General features: G+C 53.3%; 16 protein-coding genes. 3 read left to right on the top strand and 13 right to left on the bottom strand.

Annotation, left to right across the window (positions count from 1 at the left end; all coding sequences use genetic code 11):
* Positions 1 to 345 precede the first annotated feature (345 nt).
* A complete protein-coding gene (locus V5T57_RS05890) occupies positions 346 to 2697 on the top strand; it encodes a tetratricopeptide repeat protein (protein WP_332890245.1) in 2352 nt (783 codons plus the stop codon).
* On the opposite strand, the gene V5T57_RS05885 is transcribed toward V5T57_RS05890, so the two are convergent.
* The 7 genes from V5T57_RS05885 to miaA form a co-directional block, all read right to left on the bottom strand.
* Positions 2694 to 3014 carry a hypothetical protein gene (locus V5T57_RS05885; protein WP_332890244.1) on the bottom strand — a complete coding sequence of 107 codons (321 nt, stop codon included), beginning with the start codon at positions 3012 to 3014 and terminating at the stop codon, positions 2694 to 2696. The two genes, V5T57_RS05890 and V5T57_RS05885, sit on opposite strands and share 4 nt — an antisense overlap.
* Positions 3015 to 3174: 160 nt before the next feature.
* On the bottom strand, positions 3175 to 4830 hold the full coding sequence (groL, locus tag V5T57_RS05880; RefSeq protein WP_332890243.1) for a chaperonin GroEL: 1656 nt from the start codon (positions 4828 to 4830) through the stop codon (positions 3175 to 3177).
* Between the two features lie 73 nt (positions 4831 to 4903).
* The gene (gene groES, locus V5T57_RS05875; protein ID WP_332890242.1) at positions 4904 to 5197 is read right to left on the bottom strand and encodes a co-chaperone GroES; all 294 of its coding nucleotides are present in this window, start codon (positions 5195 to 5197) and stop codon (positions 4904 to 4906) included.
* Between the two features lie 514 nt (positions 5198 to 5711).
* Positions 5712 to 7079, bottom strand: coding sequence for an SLC13 family permease (locus V5T57_RS05870; protein WP_332890241.1), 1368 nt, complete (start codon positions 7077 to 7079; stop codon positions 5712 to 5714).
* 603 nt (positions 7080 to 7682) lie between these two features.
* Complete coding sequence (gene hflX, locus V5T57_RS05865; RefSeq protein WP_442918171.1) at positions 7683 to 8981, bottom strand: GTPase HflX; 1299 nt, start codon at positions 8979 to 8981, stop codon at positions 7683 to 7685.
* A 66-nt stretch (positions 8982 to 9047) separates the two neighbouring features.
* Complete coding sequence (gene hfq / locus V5T57_RS05860; RefSeq protein ID WP_332890239.1) at positions 9048 to 9311, bottom strand: RNA chaperone Hfq; 264 nt, start codon at positions 9309 to 9311, stop codon at positions 9048 to 9050.
* 225 nt (positions 9312 to 9536) lie between these two features.
* Positions 9537 to 10517: a tRNA (adenosine(37)-N6)-dimethylallyltransferase MiaA gene (gene miaA / locus V5T57_RS05855; RefSeq protein ID WP_332890238.1), complete on the bottom strand. Its 981-nt coding sequence runs from the start codon at positions 10515 to 10517 to the stop codon at positions 9537 to 9539.
* On the opposite strand from miaA, the gene V5T57_RS05850 reads away from it, so the two are divergent.
* Positions 10516 to 11247: a YciK family oxidoreductase gene (locus V5T57_RS05850; protein WP_332890237.1), complete on the top strand. Its 732-nt coding sequence runs from the start codon at positions 10516 to 10518 to the stop codon at positions 11245 to 11247. The genes miaA and V5T57_RS05850 overlap by 2 nt on opposite strands.
* A gap of 537 nt (positions 11248 to 11784) precedes the next feature.
* On the opposite strand, the gene V5T57_RS05845 is transcribed toward V5T57_RS05850, so the two are convergent.
* The gene (locus tag V5T57_RS05845; protein WP_332890236.1) at positions 11785 to 12237 is read right to left on the bottom strand and encodes a hypothetical protein; all 453 of its coding nucleotides are present in this window, start codon (positions 12235 to 12237) and stop codon (positions 11785 to 11787) included.
* Between the two features lie 455 nt (positions 12238 to 12692).
* Here V5T57_RS05845 and V5T57_RS05840 point away from each other — a divergent pair, with 455 nt between their 5' ends.
* Positions 12693 to 14267 (top strand): Lcl domain-containing protein, encoded by a 1575-nt coding sequence (locus V5T57_RS05840; RefSeq protein WP_332890339.1) that lies wholly within the window; start codon positions 12693 to 12695, stop codon positions 14265 to 14267.
* Positions 14268 to 14730: 463 nt separating this feature from the next.
* Here the strand turns inward: V5T57_RS05840 and V5T57_RS05835 are convergent, their stop codons facing one another.
* The 5 genes from V5T57_RS05835 to fliE form a co-directional block, all read right to left on the bottom strand.
* Positions 14731 to 16080 (bottom strand): FliI/YscN family ATPase, encoded by a 1350-nt coding sequence (locus tag V5T57_RS05835; protein ID WP_332890235.1) that lies wholly within the window; start codon positions 16078 to 16080, stop codon positions 14731 to 14733.
* Positions 16077 to 17636, bottom strand: coding sequence for a FliH/SctL family protein (locus V5T57_RS05830; protein WP_332890234.1), 1560 nt, complete (start codon positions 17634 to 17636; stop codon positions 16077 to 16079). The genes V5T57_RS05835 and V5T57_RS05830 overlap by 4 nt, the downstream gene beginning before the upstream one ends.
* Before the next feature lie 168 nt (positions 17637 to 17804).
* Entirely contained in the window at positions 17805 to 18815 is a 1011-nt protein-coding gene (fliG, locus tag V5T57_RS05825; RefSeq protein WP_332890233.1) for a flagellar motor switch protein FliG, read from the bottom strand.
* Positions 18816 to 19117: 302 nt separating this feature from the next.
* Positions 19118 to 20773: a flagellar basal-body MS-ring/collar protein FliF gene (gene fliF / locus V5T57_RS05820; RefSeq protein WP_332890232.1), complete on the bottom strand. Its 1656-nt coding sequence runs from the start codon at positions 20771 to 20773 to the stop codon at positions 19118 to 19120.
* A gap of 127 nt (positions 20774 to 20900) precedes the next feature.
* Positions 20901 to 21212: a flagellar hook-basal body complex protein FliE gene (gene fliE, locus V5T57_RS05815; protein WP_332890231.1), complete on the bottom strand. Its 312-nt coding sequence runs from the start codon at positions 21210 to 21212 to the stop codon at positions 20901 to 20903.
* Positions 21213 to 21214: the final 2 nt, after the last annotated feature.

Genomic DNA, 21214 nt, shown 5'->3' with positions numbered 1-21214 from the left:
GCAACCTGCGTCATGGCACCCCGCTTAAGAAACTTATCGACATGATGTAGGAAAGCTTTAGGTTTCCTTTTATTTTCAACCTCTTTCGTATTACAACACATACTATACCAACAACCTCCTTTTCTTTTCTAATCCCTCTTTAATACATACCGCCCTCTACAACGTTATCACCAACGAGAGGGGCAAGAACGGGTCGATTCATCAAACCATCGCTTCGTATTATGCAGCCCCAACCCACGTGGACCATCTCACCCTTACGAAGGGAAAAATATCGTCCCTTGCTCGGGCTAGCCCCAGCCCCTACCCTGAGATCTATCCACCTCCAACCCCGGTTATGACCTATCTATGTCTGCTAAACCCCCACCCCCTTATCAAGAGGCTGTTGCACGGTTAAAAGCCGGTCAGGTTGAACAGGCCATGCAGGCTTTTTTGCAAGTGGCGCCGTCGGATGCATACTATTTTGCAGCCCGGCTTAACCTGGGTATTCATGCCCACCAGCAACAGCGCTGGGCCGAGGCTGAGCAGCACTACCAAGCTGCACTGCAGGCAGCCCCCCATGATCCACAAAGTCAAAAACAGCTGTTTAACCTCTACCGTGCTCAAAATCGCCAAGAGGATATCAAACGGTTGACCCAGCAGTGGCTGCACGATGGCAGCCACACCCTACAGCTGTGGCAACAGCGGGCCACCCTGTTGCGTGAGGTTGGGGATATCAAAGCGGCTTTGATCTGCTATGACTACTGCCGGCACCTACAACCGGACAACCCCAATTTTTCCATGGCCATGTCAAATCTGCTCATGGCACAAAACCGGGTGGAGGAGGCCATTGCGGTTTTTAAAGGGGCCGTCATGCGGCAACCACACCTTGCCCAGGTGATGCACCGTTTTACCCGGTTACTCAGACAGGCCGGACATCTGGAGGAAGCGGAAGCGTGGTTACGCCGATTGATTGACCAACACCCCGATCAGGATGATGGGCGCATTGACCTGGCCAATCTACTGATGCAGCAAGGTCAGTTGGAGGATGCCGCACAGCTACTGGAACAAAACCGGGCCGAATGTGCCATCTCACACATTAATCTGGGGGTGATCCGCAATCGGCAGGAGCGCTTTGCTCAGGCCCGTACTCACTTTGAGCAAGGGGTGGCACTGGACCCAGAAAACCGGCAAGCGATCTATAACCTAGCCAACCTCTACATCAATATTAAACAGTACGATCAAGCTCAAACACTGCTGGAGCGAGCCACGGTTCAACAACCGGATATTGAGGAGTGGCACACCACCCTGGCCAAGGTGTATGAACAACAGGGGCAAACCCAGCAAGCGATCCACTGCTTAGAACAGCTACTGGCCCGCAAAGCCAACCGCAATGCCTGGATGCAGCTTAGCGCCCTCTACCGCAACAGTGGCCAACACCCCCAAGCGTTAGAGGCCATTGAACAGGCCATTAAGCTGGACCCTGATCATTTAGAAGCCCGCAGCCACCAACTGTTCCTGGCCCACTACCTGCCCGACACCGACCAACCCCAAATGGTTGAACAGGCCAAGATCTATGGTAAACGGGCCCAACAGCAGGCCAAGCCTAAGCCCCACCCGCCCCCCCAAGCCTTGACCCAACCTTTACGCATTGGTTGGGTATCCGGTGATCTGCGCAACCACCCTGTGGGCTATTTTTTAGAGGCCATTACCCACCATTTTGACCCACAGCGTATTGAGCTCTTTGCCTACAACAGTGGTAAACGTGGCGATGCACTGACCCAACGCTTACAACAGACCATTACCCATTGGCGTCACATACAATTTATGGACGATGCCCAGGTCGCCCAACTGATCCGACAGGATGGGATTCAGATTTTGGTCGATCTATCCGGCCATACCGCCAAACATCGTCTACCCCTGTTTGCTTGGAAACCAGCCCCCATACAAGCCACATGGCTGGGTTATTCCGCCACCACAGGTATTGCACAGATCGATTATATTATGGGAAATGCCCACACCCTGCCCGAGGCTGAAGCACACCTGTATGTAGAAAAACGTTGGCTACTCCCCCACAGTCATCTGTGCTTTACCGCGCCGGATCTGGATGTTGAAGTCAATCCACTACCCGCACTGGAAACAGGATCTGTGACCTTTGGCTGCTTTAACAAAGTGGCCAAGTATAATCCAGAGGTTTACCAGTGCTGGGCTGAGATTCTGCACCGCATACCCAATAGCCGTCTCTATCTTAAGCAGGGTATTTTTTCCAGTGCTCAGGTTACCGAGCAGGTAAAACAAGCTTTTAAGGATTGGGGGATTGATGCAAACCGGTTAATTTTGGAGGGAGGGTCTGAACGTCATGCCTATTTCCGCTGTTATCATCAAGTCGATATGATCTTGGACCCCTTCCCCTTCCCTGGTGGCACCACCAGTGTGGAAGGGTTATGGATGGGGGTTCCGTTTGTGACCCTTAAGGGGCACCGCTTTATGGCCCATCAGGGGGAAAGCCTACTACACCATGCAGGCTTGGCCTCTTGGATTGCAGAGGATACCCAAGATTATGTGGAAAAAGTGGTGGCTCTAGCCCGTGACCTACCCGCACTGGCTCAACTACGCCAAACCCTACGGGAACAGGTCCTGGCTTCACCCTTGTTTGATGCCCCCCTAATGGCCAATGATCTCATGACCGCCTGGGAGTGCATGTGGGCTGAGGCCCTTTAAGCCAACCGAGTTGCCAGTTGACCCACCTTCTCCACCACCGCACTGCGTGCCACCACCAAATGGGCACCAGCCTCTTTGGCGGCTTTTAAGCGCTCAACCTGCACATGGGGGCCAAAGGCCACCAGTTGCGCATCAGGATAGGCGTTTAATAGCTCTGTGATACGCTCCAGCGCATTATTGGGACGCAGGTCCAGGGCAATGATCTGCGGGTTCTCCGTGCTCTTATCGTTGACCACCGTCAGCCCCTTGGCTTTCCAGTTTGACTCCAACTGAACTTTACTCAGCAGATCATCACACACCAGCATTACCACAGCCATTGCACACCTCTATTGTCTCTGAACTTATGGGGGTCACTCTATGAGTGCCCTATGCAAAAATGGTTTCATGGATCTGAACTTAAAAAGAAAAACGCCCCCGACCAAGGGTCGGAGGCGTTTTAAATCCATCAAGATGATCCAGGTTGGATCGACAGCACACTTACATCATGCCGCCCATACCACCCATGCCACCCATGCCGCCCATGTCACCAGCAGGCATAGCAGGCTCATCCTTAGGCAGTTCAGCAACCATCGCTTCGGTGGTGATCATCAAACCAGCCACGGAAGAAGCGGACAGCAGTGCGTGACGCACAACCTTGGCAGGATCGATCACACCGCTGGCAACCATGTCGCCATACTCACCACTGGCAGCATTGTAGCCAAAGTTGGTCTCATCGGTCTCAACAACCTTGTTGATGACCACAGAACCCTCAGCACCGGCGTTACCAGCGATGATGCGCAGAGGCTCTTCCAGTGCGCGGGTTACGATGCTGATACCCACTTGCTGGTCGTTGTTGGCACCTTCCAGAGCAGCCAGCTTAGCACCACGGGCGCGCAGCAGAGCCACACCACCACCAGGAACAATGCCCTCTTCCACAGCAGCGCGGGTAGCGTGCAGCGCATCGTCAACACGATCCTTACGCTCTTTCACTTCAACTTCCGTTGCACCACCAACCTTGATCACAGCAACACCACCGGCCAGCTTGGCCAGACGCTCTTGCAGCTTCTCACGGTCGTAGTCGCTGGTGGTTTCGTCGATCTGAGCACGGATCTGGTTAACGCGGGCCTTGATGGCCTCAGCATCGCCAGCACCATCAACGATGGTGGTGTCTTCTTTGGTCACCACGATGGACTTGGCAGTACCCAGCATATCCAGGGTAACGCTCTCGAGCTTAACGCCAACATCTTCAGAAACCAGTACACCACCGGTCAGGGTAGCGAGATCTTCCATCATGGCTTTACGACGGTCACCAAAGCCAGGTGCTTTAACGGCACAGATTTTCAGGCCGCCACGCAGCTTGTTCACAACCAGCGTCGCCAGGGCTTCGCCCTCAACATCTTCGGCAATGATCATCAGGGGACGGGAAGACTGAACAGCACCTTCCAGAATTTGGATGATCTGCTGCAGGTTGGAGATTTTCTTCTCTACCAACAGAATCAGAGGATTTTCCATCTCGACCAGCATTTTGTCAGCGTTGGTGACAAAGTAGGGAGAGAGGTAACCACGGTCAAACTGCATACCTTCAACAACGTCCAGGGTGGTCTCGAGACCTTTGGCTTCCTCGACGGTGATCACACCCTCTTTACCAACCTTGTCCATGGCTTCAGCGATCATATCGCCAACCACTTGGTCGGAGTTGGCGGAGATGGTACCAACCTGGGAGATTTCCTGGCTGTTGGTCACTTCGCGGGAGATACCCTGCAGACCTTCGATCACAGCTTCAACCGCTAAGTCGATGCCGCGCTTCAGATCCATGGGGTTCATGCCAGCGGCAACGGCCTTCATACCTTCACGGATCAGAGCCTGGGCCAGTACGGTTGCGGTGGTGGTGCCGTCACCAGCAACATCAGCGGTCTTAGAGGAGACCTCACGCACCATCTGTGCACCCATGTTCTCGAACTTATCTTCCAGTTCGATCTCTTTGGCAACAGAAACGCCGTCCTTGGTCATACGGGGGGCGCCCCAGGACTTGTCCAGAACCACATTACGGCCCTTAGGACCCAGGGTTACTTTAACAGCGTTAGCCAGGATGTTTACACCATCCAGCATTTTGGCGCGGGCGGATTCGCCGAACATTACTTCTTTGGCAGCCATGTTATGCTTCCTCTTACCTATTTAAATGCGCAAAGCGCGTTTCTTTATTTTATGGTCAAAGTGGAATGGGAAATTAACCCAAGATACCCACGATGTCGGACTCACGCATGATCAGCAGATCAACACCATCGATGCGCACTTCAGTGCCACCGTACTTAGAGAACAGTACAGTGTCGCCCACTTTTACTTCCAGAGGACGCACGTTGCCGGCATCACTCACAGCACCTGCACCAACGGCTACAACTTCACCCTGTACAGGCTTCTCTTGAGCGGTGTCAGGAATGATGATACCACCAGCAGTTTTAGCGTCAGACTCGGTACGCTTTACAACAACACGGTCATGCAGCGGACGAAAATTGATCGACATGGGATTGCCTCCGAAAGATCCTGTTTAACATCTATGTGATCGGTCTAAATAGACCGGTTTCGATATCGTATTGGTGCATATGTGGGGTCGACCATGGGGGATTGCAACCCCAGCCGAGAAAAAAAAATCAAAAACAGTGATTTTTTTCCGCGCCTCACACCTGAACCCCTTCAACGCGAAGGCGGTACTCTATAGGAGGCCTCACAAAATGTCCATCCATCCCAGTGAGGATTTTTAAAGCTTTTTGCCCAAACACCATGACCACCCCCCCCAGCGTTCCTATGACCGATGAAGAATGGATGGCGGATCGGGCTCTCCCGCATGGACACAGCAGCAACCACCGACAGGCTTTATCGGGGGATTCCACCATTTTCACACCCATTTTTTTTCATTGTCGGGCGTAGATCCATAGGTTGAGAAACAAACAGCCCATAGAAAAGGGGAAAGAGGCTGAGACCAAAGCGCGCGACGCAGGATATCTTTTCTCATCCGCAGCCAGATCGTCGGTTCGGTTTTACAGAGCACCGAGGAGCATCCACCAAAGGATATCTAAAGGTACAAGCAGCAGCAGTGTCAGCAGTGCCAATAGAAAGGTCATCTTGATCAGATCCTTAAAAGGAATACGACCCAACTGCGCCGCCACCACCAACGGTGGGGCTTGATAAGGCAGGATGGTGGTAGAGTACCCCAGCACCTGGATCATCAACAGGGTATGAAGCTCCAAGCCGGATGCCTCGGCCAACGGCTGAGCCAGGGGGCTCATTACAGCCGGTAAACCTGGCTGTGTGGTCAATAGACTCATAAACACCGAGCCCAAAGAGAGGTTGGTCCAGTTCACCACAGGGGCATCTTCACTCAAGGGTAAGAAAGCCAAAACCTTTTCGGCCATTAAATGACCCAAACCGGTCTCGGCCACCACCGCCCCCATACCAATAATACCTGCGACATAGAGCAGAGGAGAGAGGTTGAACTGGCTAATGGTACGCCCCTCCACCAAACGGGCACCCGGCAACAGACAAAAAACCGCCACACCCAACCCGACCCAGGCTGGGGAAATGCCGTGTGCAAAATCCGTTACCCACAACACAATGGCCAGGGTCAGCAGCAGGGCCAAACGTAGCTCAGACGTTGTATAGGGTACGCGCTCTGTCTGACTGGCCATCACCGGCAGGGTGGGTTTGTCATGGTAAAAATAGGTGATCAACCCTGTGATCAGCAGGCTTTTGCCCAAACCGAGCAGTGGGAAGTGCAACAGCAGATAACCACCATAGGAGGGTGACCAGCTATAAAGAGATTCGGCCGCCCCGACCATAACCATATTGGGAACATTGGCAGGTAGAATACCAAAACCCGGGAAAAAGCTCCCCATCGCCCCCGCCAACAGAATACCAATATACCCCCGCGAGCCCACTGCATAGCCCATCTGCTGCGCTAAACGCTGCATGAGAGGCACAATCAGTACAGCACGACCCATGGAAGAGGGCATGAGAAAGGCCAACACCATACCAAAGATAACAATGGCCGCGATCAACCCCCCATATTGGGCCGGCGCATGGTGGGCCAGTTTATGGGCCAAACGGGTATCCAAGCCGGTATGTTTCATGGCGGCCCCGATAATGATACCGGCAAAGACCAACCAAAAGGCTGAGGTCAAAAAACCAGAGAAGACCATAGCCGGTGCTGCAATACCGCTAAGAATGGCCAATAGAAAGAAAATTAGTGCGGTTAAATGTTCTGGAATCGCACCGGAAGCCCAGCCACTTATGGCAAAAAGCACAATGGCCAATGCCCCATTGAGTAGGGTGGTCTCAAAGGGTTGTAGAGTCACGATCAACAGCGCCAGGAGCGCACCAAGGGCAAAGACGAGTTTAGAGATGGGCACAAGCATGCTCCCAAAGAGATGATCGAATAGAACCTTGGACACCAGACCTGTAGAACCTGTTCAAAAACGGCTGCTGTTTAAAAGAAAGGATCCCCCCACAGCACTACAGGAGCCGCGATCAACGGATATGAGGTCACAAACCAGCTAGGAAGCAAAACGGTGGGAAACAGGGGATGAGATCAAGCGATGTCCCGATCTCTTGCGATGCGGAAGGGTACCTCTAATCTGTTGAGCCAACCCTTGCACACAGTGGCAGGAGCAAGGGCCAACGCTAAACAGTTTTACGACCAAACAAGCCCTCTCATGCTGACCATGATCAAGCTTTGGGCTAAGCCTGCCATACCCTAAACGCACCCATTGGGGTGGGCTTGTAACCAGCAGGGGTACTGTATCTACAGTCAAATGAAAAGATTGTACGATCTAGATCCGCCCCCAACCTCACCACACCGTGCGTGGGGGCGTTATCCAAGACCCCCATAGGGGGAAACACCCATGAGGATAACTGGGGGTCTGTGGGCATACCTGCCCAAACGGGGTGTGATCCCTGGTAACCTAGAGACTTCACCTACCCCAGGTCGATGAAGCTCTGGTTCCATAAAGGGATTAATCCAGCGCTTTAAACCGAACCTTGGCGCCCGCTTTTTCCGCTTCACCCTGTAAACGCCCTAAGACGGAAGGTGCCATCTCTACGGTTAAAAAGGTGGATTCATCATTCATACGGGTCTCCATAACCGAGGCTTCGGCATGGAACTTCGCCAACCAACGTCCATCGGAGACCGGCAAGGTGACCTGATAGCGCACCATGGCCCGTCCCACCGCCGCCCGTAAGGTGGTGAGTAGCTCATGAACCCCCTCACCAGTTTGGGCTGAGATACCAATGGTATCCTCCCGAGCCAGCTCCCGCTCCAGCACCCCACGGCTCTCCAGCATATCCACTTTGTTGTACACTGTGATGGTACGCGTGTGCTGAATATCCAGCTCTTGCAACACCTCTTCAACCGAATCCACATAGTTTTCCCACTCAGGATCCGACAAATCCACCACATGCAGCAACAGATCAGCGCTGATCACCTCTTCCAGGGTGGCCTTAAAGGCGGCCACCAACTGGTGGGGCAGTTGGCGGATAAAACCCACGGTGTCGGATAATAAAACCCGCCCTCCTTCTGGCAGATCCACCGCACGCATGGTGGGGTCCAGCGTGGCAAATAGCTTATCCTCCGCCATCACACCCGCATTGGTTACCAGGTTGAACAGGGTGGATTTACCCGCGTTGGTATAGCCCACCAAGGCCACAGTATAGAGGGGAATTTCCTTACGGGGTTGGCGCTGTAAAGCACGGGTACGCTCAACCTCCTCCAACTGTTTTTTTAACTTATGAATGCGGTTACGGATCAGACGACGGTCAACCTCAATCTGTCGTTCACCCGGACCACCACGTAGACCGACCCCACCACGTTGACGCTCCAGGTGGGTCCAGGAACGAACCAACCGGGATTGCTGATACATTAACGAAGCCAGCTCAACCTGCATGGTCCCTTCCCGCGTACGGGCACGGGCCGCAAAAATCTCCAGGATCAAACCGGTTCGGTCCACCACCTTGACGTTAAGATGCTTCTCAAGGTTACGCTGCTGGATCGGCGTTAAGGCATGGTTGACCACCGCCACATCGATCTCATTGATCTTAATCTGGTGGGCCAACTCTTCAACCTGCCCGGAACCAAAATAGGTCGACGGAACCACCTTCTGTAAAGAGAGCAGCTGTGCGGTGTGAATGTCCAAACCAGCGGTGGTAGAAAGATGCACCAGTTCATCCAGCAGGCGCTGGGAGGCATCGCGGGTGATCTTGGGCTCCAGAGCTTGGAGCAGTATGGCCCGATCAGGGGCTTGATGGGTATCAAGCATGGGCATAAAGGCCAAGGCGCTCCATGTGGAGCGCCTTGTTCACATCAACTAAAAAACGCAAATCGTTTATTCCTTACTATCTTTACGCTCAGGACGCTCATCCCGCTCATCACCGGTATGGATGTTGCGCGAGGGCATCACTGTGGAAATGGCATGTTTAAAGACCAACTGTGTGACACTGTTTTTCAGCAACAGGCAGTAGTTGTCAAAGGAGGTGATCATCCCTTGCAGCTTAATACCGTTGACCAAAAAGACCGTGACCGGCACTTTTTCCCGGCGTAGGGTATTCAAAAACGGATCCTGTACATTGTGTCCGGCATGGCTGCCCATGGTCCACTCTCCCTATCATCATTCTCGTTATAAGTCCGGCATCGGGTGCGGATCATCCGTCCCAGCTCATCAATGGGTTCAACCCAGCGTATGAGGACCAAAGGCCTATGTCCGGCAAAAAAACAAATCATTCTTGCACAAGCGACCGAAAGAGGTCTGTCAATTCTTTTTTGGCCACCCTACGAATTTTTAAACGGTCATAGGGTGGTACTCAACCAAAAAACGTTATTTTTTCAGAAAAAAATGCAAAAAAGCTTCAACTGTGGTTAAAGCAGCCTGTTTTGCCCCGTTTGGCTCTAACCAATGCAGCCCGGGTTCACCATTTAACCACGTGGTTTGACGTTTGGCATAGCGGCGACTGTCCTGTTGGCCAAGCTCCACGGCACGGGCCAAATCATACTGACCATCCAGATAACCCATCAATGCGCGGTAACCCACCGCACGCATGGCAGGCAGATCTTTATGGTAGCCTTGTGCTCGCAGGGTCTGGACCTCTTCCAAAAATCCTTCGCTTACCATCTGTTCAAAACGTTGGTTAATGCGCGCATACAGGGTTGCCCGTGGCCACTGGATGGCCAATTTGCAGATCGCCAGTGCAGGACCTTCAGGTTTTTGTTCCCGGCTCAGTCGTTGCCAATGGGATAAAGCGGTACCACTGGCTGTATAGACCGACAACCCCCGGATAATACGCTGACGGTCCCGTGGCTCCACCCGGCCAGCCCATTCAGGATCAACCTGTTTAAGCTGTGCATAACATGCGGCCAAACCTTCCTCTGTCTCCGATTTGGCATTAAGCTCGGTCAAGAGAGCGGGCTCTACTTCTGGGATATACGCAATACCCTGCTCTACGGCCCGAAAATAAAAACCGGTGCCGCCCACCAAAGCAGGAATAACCCCCCGCCGGTGGCAATCTTCAATGATCTCTATGGCTGCCCGACGAAAACGCCCCGCAGAAAAAGGATCATCCGGTGTCGTAATATCCATTAAATGGTGGGGAACCGCGTTCCGTTCTTGCATTGTGGGCTTGGCCGAACCAATATCCATTCCCTTGTAGACCTGAACCGAATCGGCGTTTACGATCTCCAAAGGGAAATGCTCGGCCAGATGCAGGGCCAGCCCGGTCTTACCCGACGCGGTAGGGCCCATTACATAAAGCACCGGAATGGCCGCAGGGTCATCGCTATTTATAGAGGATTGATCAACCATGTTGCTTGAAAACCGTATTGCGCTGGTAACCGGTGCAGGTGCCGGTATTGGTAAGGCCATTGCCATGGGTTTTGCGGCCCAGGGCGCCACCGTACTGCTACTGGGTCGGACCCAGGAGAAGTTGGAAAAAGTCTATGATGCCATTACCGAGGCCGGGGGCAAAGCTACCATCGTACCTCTGGATCTGGAAAATGGCATGGGGGCGATTCCTGAACTGGTTAAAAATACCCACGCACGCTATGGAAAACTGGACATTTTAGTGAACAACGCCGGGCTTTTGGGTACCTTGGCACCCATGGAGTTTTATAAGCCTGAAGAGTGGGAACAGGTGATGCGGGTTAATGTGACGGCACCCTTTTTTCTCACCCGTGAATTTATGCCCCTACTCAAATTGAGTGATGATGCTTCTGTCATCAACGTCAGTTCCAGTGTCGGGCATGAGGGACGTGCCTTCTGGGGTGCCTATGCTGCCTCCAAAGCGGCTCTGGTTAACATGACAGAGACCTGGGCCCAGGAGTTGGAAAAATCCAGTGTCCGCATGAACAGTGTCAACCCTGGCGGTACAGCCACCACCATGCGGGCTGAGGCTTTTCCTGGTGAAGATAAAAATACGCTTCCCGTACCGGAGGCGATCTTCCCGGTCTTTCTCTATCTGGCCAGCACACACAGCAAAGATGTACGTGGTCAGCACCTGAAAGCCCGTGACTGGATGGATTGGACATCCGCATAATCACCTGTTTGATCGGTGGCACCTGGTGGCGATAAAACACCAACTGTCGTGACCTGGTGCCCCTGATCAACCGGGCCCTTGCCCCACCAACAGGCCCGTTAAGATCTCGGCACATGCGCAGAACTGCTTCTCCTATTCCCTAACGGATCTCAGGCCCCAACACTACTTTTATGTTGGCCTATAACCCCCACAATTCATACCGTTCCAGCTCTCCCCCCTGTGGGATCCCCTCATCATCAGCAACAGGCACCCGACAGGCATGATGGTACATAGGTTGGCTCTACAAACAGGGTCGGCAGGGCATGCCAAGCGATCACACGCCATGTATTAAGGAAAGTAGAGAAAAGGATGATCAAGCATGTTCGGTCTGGGGCTTGTATCATCAATAGGGTATCGGCGGAAAGAACCCTAGGTGGTTTAGGCTCATACTGGGGGCCACCCCAACCTAGCTCTGTCACAGAACCGGGGCAGGTAAGTTGAGAGACCTCTAACGAGGATATCTCGGTGGCAATCTCTCACAGGCAGGGACAAAGCGGTTTAAGGTTGAACCGACTCCCGAACTTTCTCGGCCGTTAAATCCTCAACCATATGCAGTTCGTGGATTTCACTTTTAGTCTCACTAATGACACGATCATAGAGTGCCTGAATTTTAGGATCCACCTCTTGCTGCTCTTCCACACGCATACGGTAGAGCGTCATTTTATTGAGAAAATTGTGTAGGATATGGTGAACTGCCCCCAAAGTTGCCTGATAAAGCTGGGCTTTTTCCTGCTCTTTTTTCTCAATGGCCATGGCATCCATACGGATCAGAATAAACAGCATAAAGCTGGTCAGCACCACATAGATCCAGCCTTTAAAGGTCTGCACCAAACCCATAAATTGTGGGTCACTTACCAACATTTCCAAGACCCGATCAGACACAAAAATCCATAACACCCCAAATAGGGCATAGTAGAGTGTAATGCGATAGTAGACCGGTAGGCGTTGCATGCGCTTGCTCCTGGTATCATCAAACCCAATTGGCAAAATGATCTCTTTGACATCACCAAAGATAATGATAATTAAGTGGCCGAAATAAGGAAAGGCGTTACACAGGTCACCAAAAAAAGGGAAAATAGTCCTTCTTTGGTGACCTGTCACTCTGCGTTTTTCATGCAGAAACATCCGGGGAGGCTAATTTTGAGAGTAGCGTAAAACGACAAAGTTTCAAAGAAGAATGATTTTCATCTACAAATAGAAGGTTGGCATTTCTTTAATCCATACCATTCACCATGATGCCATGGTGATCCCTTTAAATCTGCGACCCACAACGATAGTTGTGGTGATTCTATCCCTATGGGTAAAACTGTGTAAAGTTAGGTCAAACAGGCCATCCGATGACTAAGAAGCCATTCAGCTCTTTACCTAAGAGTCATGGGAACCCCCTATCCAGGAGCATAGAAGTGATGGTCAACAGCGCACCAAACCACATGATATGGCAGGTTGTCATCTTACTCTTGCCGCTGAGTATGGCGTCCGCAGCCATGGTGGATAGTGGTCAGGTCGCCTGTTACAACAATCGGGGGGAGATCGCCTGTGCCGATCCAGATGAACCTTTTTTTGGGCAGGATGGCAACTACCACAGCCAACAACCCAGCTACCAAGATCTTGGGGACGGCACAATCTTCGATCAACAGACGGGCTTGATGTGGTCTAAAGGGGTGAACCGCCATAAAGTCTCCTTAGCTCAAGCTCACCATATGGCCCAGCAGATGAACTTGGGGGGACATAAGGATTGGCGGGTTCCCAATATTAAAGAGCTCTACTCATTGATTGATTTCCGGGGGTATACCGGTTTTTCCCACCCCAGACAGCGGGGTGGCATGGGCTTTGGGCGTCATCGCCAAACCCAAAAACCCGATTTACGCCAAGTACCCCATAATGCCATACCCTTCATCAATACGGATTACTTTGATTTCCGCTACGGCAATACCCAAATAGGGGAACGTTATATTGATGGCCAGTGGCTCTCCCGCACCGAGTATGTTGGCACCACCATGGGGGGTAACCGCACCCTGTTTGGGGTGAACTTTGCGGATGGACGTATCAAAGGCTATGGATTTTACCGTCCCCATGGGCCACGGGTTGCCAAAACCTTTTATGTACGCTTTGTACGGGGCCCCCGCTATGGGCACCACGATTTTGAGAACCATGGCGATGGTACCATAACCGACCATAAAACCGGGCTGATGTGGGCGCAGCAGGACAGTAAACGGGGCATGAACTGGCAAGCTGCCCTAGCCTATGCCCAAAACAGCATATTGGCCGGTTATGAGGATTGGCGTTTACCCAACGCCAAAGAGCTGCAATATCTGGTGGATTATACCCGTGCACCGGATGTCACCAACTCCGCAGCCATTGACCCTGTTTTTGAGACCTCCACCCTGATCAACGAGGCAGGGGAGAGTGATTATCCCCACTTTTGGACCGGCACCACCCATCTGGACGGACCCCATCCGGGCGGGGATGCCGTCTACTTGGCGTTTGGTCGCGCCATGGGCAAAATGTTTGGACGTATTATGGATGTACATGGTGCAGGGGCACAGCGTGGTGATCCCAAAGTGGGTAAGGCCAAGATCGGCCATGGCCCCCAAGGGGATGCACGGCGGACAAACAATTATGTTCGTCTGGTACGGGGTGGTGTAAACCACACCCCACCCCAAAAAAGCGATGCACACCACTATCCCAACCATATTATGGTCAAAACAGCAGAGGGATTATCCCCACAACAGCCCGGCATGTCTCATCAAGCTTTTCAGCCCCCCATGGGTACCGACCGCCGTGGACGATCCCGTAGACAGGGTGGCTTTATGGCCCATTGGGATCGTAATCAGGATGGACAGGTCACCCAACAGGAGTTTACTGGACCCCCGGCACACTTTAACCGGTTTGACCGTAACCAGGATGGCATCATTGCTCAGGATGAGGTGCCTCACCCACCGCCACGTCAGCACCCATCCTCCAGCAAAACCTATTATTAATCGTCATACACGCCACCTGCGCCCCCACCACGCTGCCCTGGTCGCCAAGACCAACAGACCCCCATGGGGGTGTAAGGATGCCACCGCTAGCCACGGCCCTACCCTGCATAAGACGTTCAATCTTTTGGCGGCTTTCTCGCACACTTTATATGTGGAACATAGCGAAACTGCCGATTGATCGGGATCACCAACATCCCGTATCTATCAATCACGGTCTACACCATCGGTACTAGGGCGCAAACAGATCCATAACGGTTAGAAAGGGGTCACCCCTACCAGTTGTTGGTATGGCTTAACCCTGAACCTTCAGAACCCGTCTAAGCGGATGGATGGCACGGCAGGGCACAGACACCTCAACAACCATCGGTATGGTTGGCTGCGTTTAAACCTTAGATCAAGGGCTGTACAAGGGGGGGGTATAACGAAAAAAACCCACCCCGTAGGGTGGGCTGAATACTCTTTCTTAGAGGAACAGGCTCTCCAGCTGGGCCACACTCTCATCCAGATTCGACGGATCTTCCACCGTCTGTTGCAGGAACTCACGAATGGGTTCAATAAACTGAATGGCCCGGTCAATCCGTGGATTACTGCCTGCCACATACGCACCGATGTTAATCATATCTTCTGCTTTGGCGTAGGTTGCTAAGATCTCACGCAACTGACCGGCTGCACCTTTGTGCCCCGGTTCTGCCAAGCCATCCATCAAACGAGACAAGGATCCATTGATATCAATGGCCGGATAGTGGTTGGCCGCAGCCAGATCACGGGAGAGCACAATGTGACCATCCAGGATCCCTCGCACCGCATCCACAATCGGGTCTTGAATATCATCCCCTTCCATCAACACCGTATAGATTGAGGTGATGGAACCGGTCCCTTCATCCCGCCCACCCCGTTCCAACAGCTTGGGCAGCAGCATAAAGGTTGAGGGGGGATAACCCCGACTGGTGGGGGGTTCACCGGTCGCCAGACCCACTTCCCGTTGGGCCATGGCAAAACGGGTGATGGAGTCCATCAACAGCAGTACATCCTGCTGTTTGGCACGAAAATACTCTGCGATGGCGGTGGCCATATAGGCCGCCCGTAGACGCATTAAGGGGGGTTGGTCGGAGGTCGCCACAATCACGATGGAACGGGCCATACCCTCTGGACCCAGTTCATCCTCAATGAACTCCACAACCTCACGTCCCCGTTCACCAATCAGCGCAATGACATTCACATCCGCACTGGTATAGCGGGCCATCATACCCAACAGGGTACTCTTACCCACACCGGTTCCGGCAAAGACCCCCAAACGCTGGCCACGCCCGACCGTCAACATACTGTTTACTGCACGAATACCTAGATCCAACGGCTCTTCAATTTTACGACGAGACATGGGATTAAGCGGGGCCGAGTGCAGGGGTACATGCTCTTCCAAGTGGGGCATGGGGTGGCCATCCAGCGCTTCCCCCATAGGACCAATTACCCGACCCAGCAGATGCTCCCCAACAGGCACCTGTTCAGCCCGCCCTTGAGAGACAATGCGCGACCCTGGAAAAATCCCCTTAATAGAACCCAACGGCATTAACAACACCGATTTGTCACGAAAACCCACCACTTCAGCTTTGACAGGCTCACCATTTTCAGGGATCACATCACACATTTGGCCAATGGAGACCGCAGGTCCGTTGCCTTCAATCAACAGCCCCACCACCTTCTTCACCCAACCCAGGCGATGAAAGCCTAAATCCTCTTGCGCCACACGGGCATAGTCACCCCAAGGCAGCTTTAGAGGGTGCGCTTCACTGGACTCTTGGGCGGCATGCATCATGGCTGCGGCTCCTCATCTGGATCATCCAGCAAACCACTCAGCAGATCTGCCTCCTCCTCATCGGTGACCTCATCGGCCAACATCTGTGCCATCTCATCCATAGCATCGGGTTCATCATCCAACAGGGAGGCCAAATCCTCTTCTATATCCTCACCCATCTGGGTCAACGCCGCAGCTTCCGCTGGGGTATCAGACCCACCTGCGCCGGCCTCCATGGCTGCCAAGGCTGCACCGGTGGTATTGCCCTCCTCCTGCTCAGGAATTTCATCTATATCGGCCAGCACATCCGGCTCACCGTTATCATCCCCCTCTTCATCCAACAAAGAGGCCAGATCATCTTCAATATCTGCACCCATTTGGGTCAGAGCAGCGGCCTCCGCTGGGGTGTCAGATCCACCCGCACCGGCCTCCATGGCTGCCAATGCTGCACCGGTGGTGTTCTCATCAACCACCTCTTCCATGGCGGCATCGTCCATGGCCATTTCATCCTGCTCAGCCAACCCTTGTACCGCTTGGGCACCGGGGATCTCACCAGGACCGATGATACAATCATCATCTTCCTCGTCATCCCCTTCATTTTCTGAGGTCAGGTCGTCACCCAACAGACCCAGGGCTTCATCGGCCTCCTCCTCTTCGCTCTCTTCGATCAGCGCACTAAGGTCCTCGGCCACTTCAGAGCCCATGGATGTCATTTCATTGACTTCAGCCGGGGTCTCATCACTGCCCCCTGCCTCCATCGCAGCCAAAGCAGCCCCGGTGGTATCGTCATCATCCACCTCTGGGACTTCATCAATCTCATCTTCATCGTCCAGCGGAATCTCACCAGCCCCGACAGCCGCTTCATAGACCTCAGGCTCTTCCTGACGCTCCTCTAAGAACGCACGAATACCTTGTTCCATGTGGGCTAAGCGGTCGGTGACATCATCCTCAATCCCCCCAAAATTACTCTCCAGGCGGGCTGTGCCCTGGGGCACCATGGGGTCACCCACAATCTCCAGCCCATCAAAGGAGGCACTGTTACCCAGCAACTCTACATCTTTGGGATTGAGGTGAATACCCATACGGTCACGGGTGGAGACCTCTTTCATCAACCGATGAATACGGGCTTTCAAGCTGTCGACATTGACGTTCAGTTCATGGGCCAAAAGCTCCCGCAGCAACACCATGCAGGACTCCACCATAAACTGCTCACTGGCGGCGAATACACGCTGTGGCAACCCATCCAAGTCACGGATAATGCCCTCCAAGCGGGGAACACGGGCGGCCATCTCCTCTTCCATCTTGCGTAGGCCTGCCTCCATACCCGCCTGTTCAGCTGCGGCGAATACACGCTGATAAAGCTCTCGCTCCAGCTCCTCTTCGCGGCGCAGCTCAGCCTCTTCCTCTTCAATAATAGGTTCGGGTTCTTCAACTTCTAGGGAGGGAAGCCGGCCATTGGGCAGGTAACCGATGAACTCCCCTTTAAGGGGGTCGGGTTCCTGATTAAGCAAAGCCGCAAAGCCTCCAGCTACGGAGTCATCCATGCGGTCATGGTAGAGGGGAGTTTTTTCAGTCATCGTGCGCCTCTTCCTTGATAGAGTTCTCACCCCCCCTGATGGAGAGCTTCAACCCTTAGAGACTGGAATCTCTGTAAGAGATCCCAATAGGGCCCAATCCCTGGGCCTTAACCACAGGCGGGGTGCATATCCCTATGGATGATGCACCCCAAAACCTGCTGTGTCTGTTTACAGTACCACGTCGTCGCTGCCTTTACCCATGATGACAATTGCACCATCGGCCTCCAGCTGACGGGCCACTTTCAGGATCGCCTGCTGGGCCTGTTCCACATCGGAAACCTTCACCGGACCCATCATTTCCAGATCCTCACGCAGCATCTCAGCCGCACGCTCGGACATGTTGGTGAAGAACTTCTCTTGCAGACGGTCATCGGTACCCTTAAGCGCCGTAAGCAGTTCATCGTTGGAGACCTCACGCAGCAGCGTCTGGAAGCTCTTATCATCCATCAGCAGCAGATCTTCAAACAGGAACATCTCCTTACGGACATCTTCGGCCAGCGGATTATCTTCTTCATCCAAAAAGGCCAACAACTTATCGGAGGTCTCACGGGGCATCAGGTTGAGCAGCTCAGCCACCTTCTGAACACCACCACCCCCTTCGGAGGTGTAGAGCCCACGGGATGCACCCATGGCTTCCAGTTCAGCAAGTAGCGACTCTTCGATATCTTCCAACGCGCCGGGGGGCAGATTGCCCAGCTTCGCCATACGGTAGATCACCTCCTGCTGGACCTCTGGGGCCAGATAGTCGATGACAAACGAGGCTTGCTCAGCGTTGAGCTGGGAGATAATGAGCGCAATACTCTGGGGATGTTCATTGGCCAGGAAGGTGGCCACCAGGGTTGGCTCCATCTCATTGAGGATCTCCCAAGGGGTATTCTTGGGCCCCTGCTGCAGCTCTTTAAGCAGATGCCGCCCCTTCTCCTTGCCCATGACTTTGAAGATCAGATCCTTAACCTTCTGCATGCCGCCACGAACGTTGAAGGATTGGTTCTCAAAGAGGGAGAGAAACTCTTCACGGACCGCCTTAACGGTCTCCTCATCCATCTGCCCCAAACGGGCAATGGTGCGGGAGATCTCACGGATCTCATCCTCACTCATCCCTTCCATGATCTTCTTCGCATCATCATCTGGAAGAGAGAGAATGAAGACCGCCGCTTTTTCCTTGCCGGTGAGTTTCATGGTTACCTGGCTCCTTGCTCCCGTTGGCGTTTGCGCCAAGGACGGTTCGGATCCTTCCGAACCGGATTCCACAGTCTACCCCAAATGGGTCAGACTTAACGCGTGATCAAAAAAGCATCCTGCTTAATCGATCCATCGCACAGTTGCGCCGAATGGGTGATCCGTCACCCATCCGGCAGCGTCATCAAATCGGCATTGCCCTTAATCCATCCCTGGGGGGTACCAATCTGGTTATACCTGCCCGCTCCTCTTTGGAAGCGTTCGGCGGGTAGCGTGCCGGCTACCCGCCGTTTAAACACTGCTTAGTAGGTGTCTTGAGCCAACCAAGAGCGGATGATTTCACGGGCCTCTTCGAGGTTATCTTCAATCATCTGCTGGGCCAACTGCAGGCTCCGGTCCGGTACCAACAACTTGGTTGGTGAGTCGGTCGGAATAGCACCTACCCCTTCAGCAAGCAACTGTCGTTCCAAGTCTGCAACTGTACCGGGAAGACGGTCGTCCTGCTCCTCTTCGGGGATCAGCAGCTTGGTCACCAAAGGACGCATGACGAAGAACACCAGGAGGAAAGCAAGCAGGGCAATGGCACCATATTTGGCCATCTCCAGCTGGAATTCCCGGGTCAACCAGGGGTTCTTGGTCTCTGGTGGGGGTGGCAGTGGCTCAAATGCAGCATTGGTCACTTCAATGGTATCACCACGCTGGCTGTCAAAGCCTACCGTCTGCATGATAATACGCTTGAGCTGATCCATCTCTTCGGTGGAACGGGGCTTATAGACCGGCGCTTTCTCCGGATCAACCTCACCCTCTTCGTTCTTCACCGCTTCATAAGTACCATCGATCATGACCGCAACAGACAGACGGCGAATACCACCCACGGCCTCTTGTACGGTTTTCACGGTTTTAGGTACCAGGAAGTTAACCTGCTCACGCTCCACATCCCGGGTCTGTTGAGAACCGGTACCACCGGCTACCGCCGTCTGGTTGGGATCGTTGGGGATAACACCTGGTACACCACCTGTACCAAACGTACCCCGTGAAGATTCCGTCACTGTATTGGTGCTTAAAGGCACCTGACCATCGGGGTCATAGGACTCTTCTTGACGCTGTTTCTTATCCAGATCCAGCTCCGCAGTAATACGGATGATCGATTTATCCGGACCCAAAACCCGATCCAACAGGCTCTGTACCCGATCTTCGATCTTCTTCTCTTTCATATTCTGCAGCGCCAGTGCATCGTCGGTGGCCATACGGCCATCCAAGTCTTCACCTTTACCACCGGCGATCAGGTTACCTTTATGGTCCAGCAAGGTCACCTGCTCCTGACCCAACCCTTCGACCGCACCCGCCACCATGTGGGTAATGCCTTCGATTTGGGTTTTGCTCAGGGATCGGGTCAGCTCCATCACCACCGAGGCGGTCGCTTCACGCTCTTCCGAGGCGAACATGGATTTTTTGGGTAAAACCAAATGTACCCGCGCTTTTTCAACCGCCGCAACACTCTCAACCGAACGGGCCAACTCCCCCTGTAGCGCACGCTGATAGTTCATGCGCTGTACAAAGTCAGTCATACCCATCAAGCTTTGATTGTCGAAGATCTCAAAGCCTACACCATCGGTACTCTTGGGCAGGCCAGCCTTGGCCATCTCCAGGCGTACATCGTAGACCTTATCTTCAGGGATACGGATGGTGGTACCACCCCCCCCCAACTGATAGGGGACCCCAAGCTTGCCCAGCTGCTCCACAATACGGGCGCTTTCCAGCTCCGGCAAACCGGAGTAGAGCACCTTAAAGGAAGGCCGGGTGGCAAACCAGATAATGGCTGCCAAAATAAATACGGTGGCGACTGCGGCGATGATTACGCCATTACGCCCTGTCAGGGGCAAGCTGCCAAACATTCCGCCCAAAGAGGGCTCTTCCGCTGAGGCTCCGCCTTCAGCTTCATTGGGTGTTTCTGCCATGATCTCTATCCCACGTCAAAAGCAGGTGTCCCACGCCGTGCCGAATCCTTGGCACCGCGCCTTCGCCGGGGCCATCCTGGCCCTACGAAGTAATCGATTCCCGTTTAAGTAGTCTGTCTAACAGACCTTAAACCGGCATATTCATAATCTCTTTGTAGACCTCAACAGCTTTGTTGCGGGTCTGTACCAACAACTGCATGTGCAGCTCTGCGGTGGAACCGGCAATCTGCGCTTCATGCAAGCTAACCCCGGCGTTGCCTAGCATGGCCTTTTGGCCCATGACTTTGGCTTTTTTCTCCAACCGTTGGGTCTCTTTGATCTGCTGTGACAGCAGTGTCGAAAACGACTCCCACGGGCCAGCAGCTTTACTGCTGCCCATATCCACACCCTTTGTTAGCTGGGTAATGTTGGGCATTTGGGGAAGTGCTGCTACTTTCATGA

The organism is Magnetococcus sp. PR-3 (assembly GCF_036689865.1).
GTDB lineage: Bacteria > Pseudomonadota > Magnetococcia > Magnetococcales > Magnetococcaceae > Magnetococcus.
This window is presented reverse-complemented; position numbering and strand designations above follow the sequence as displayed.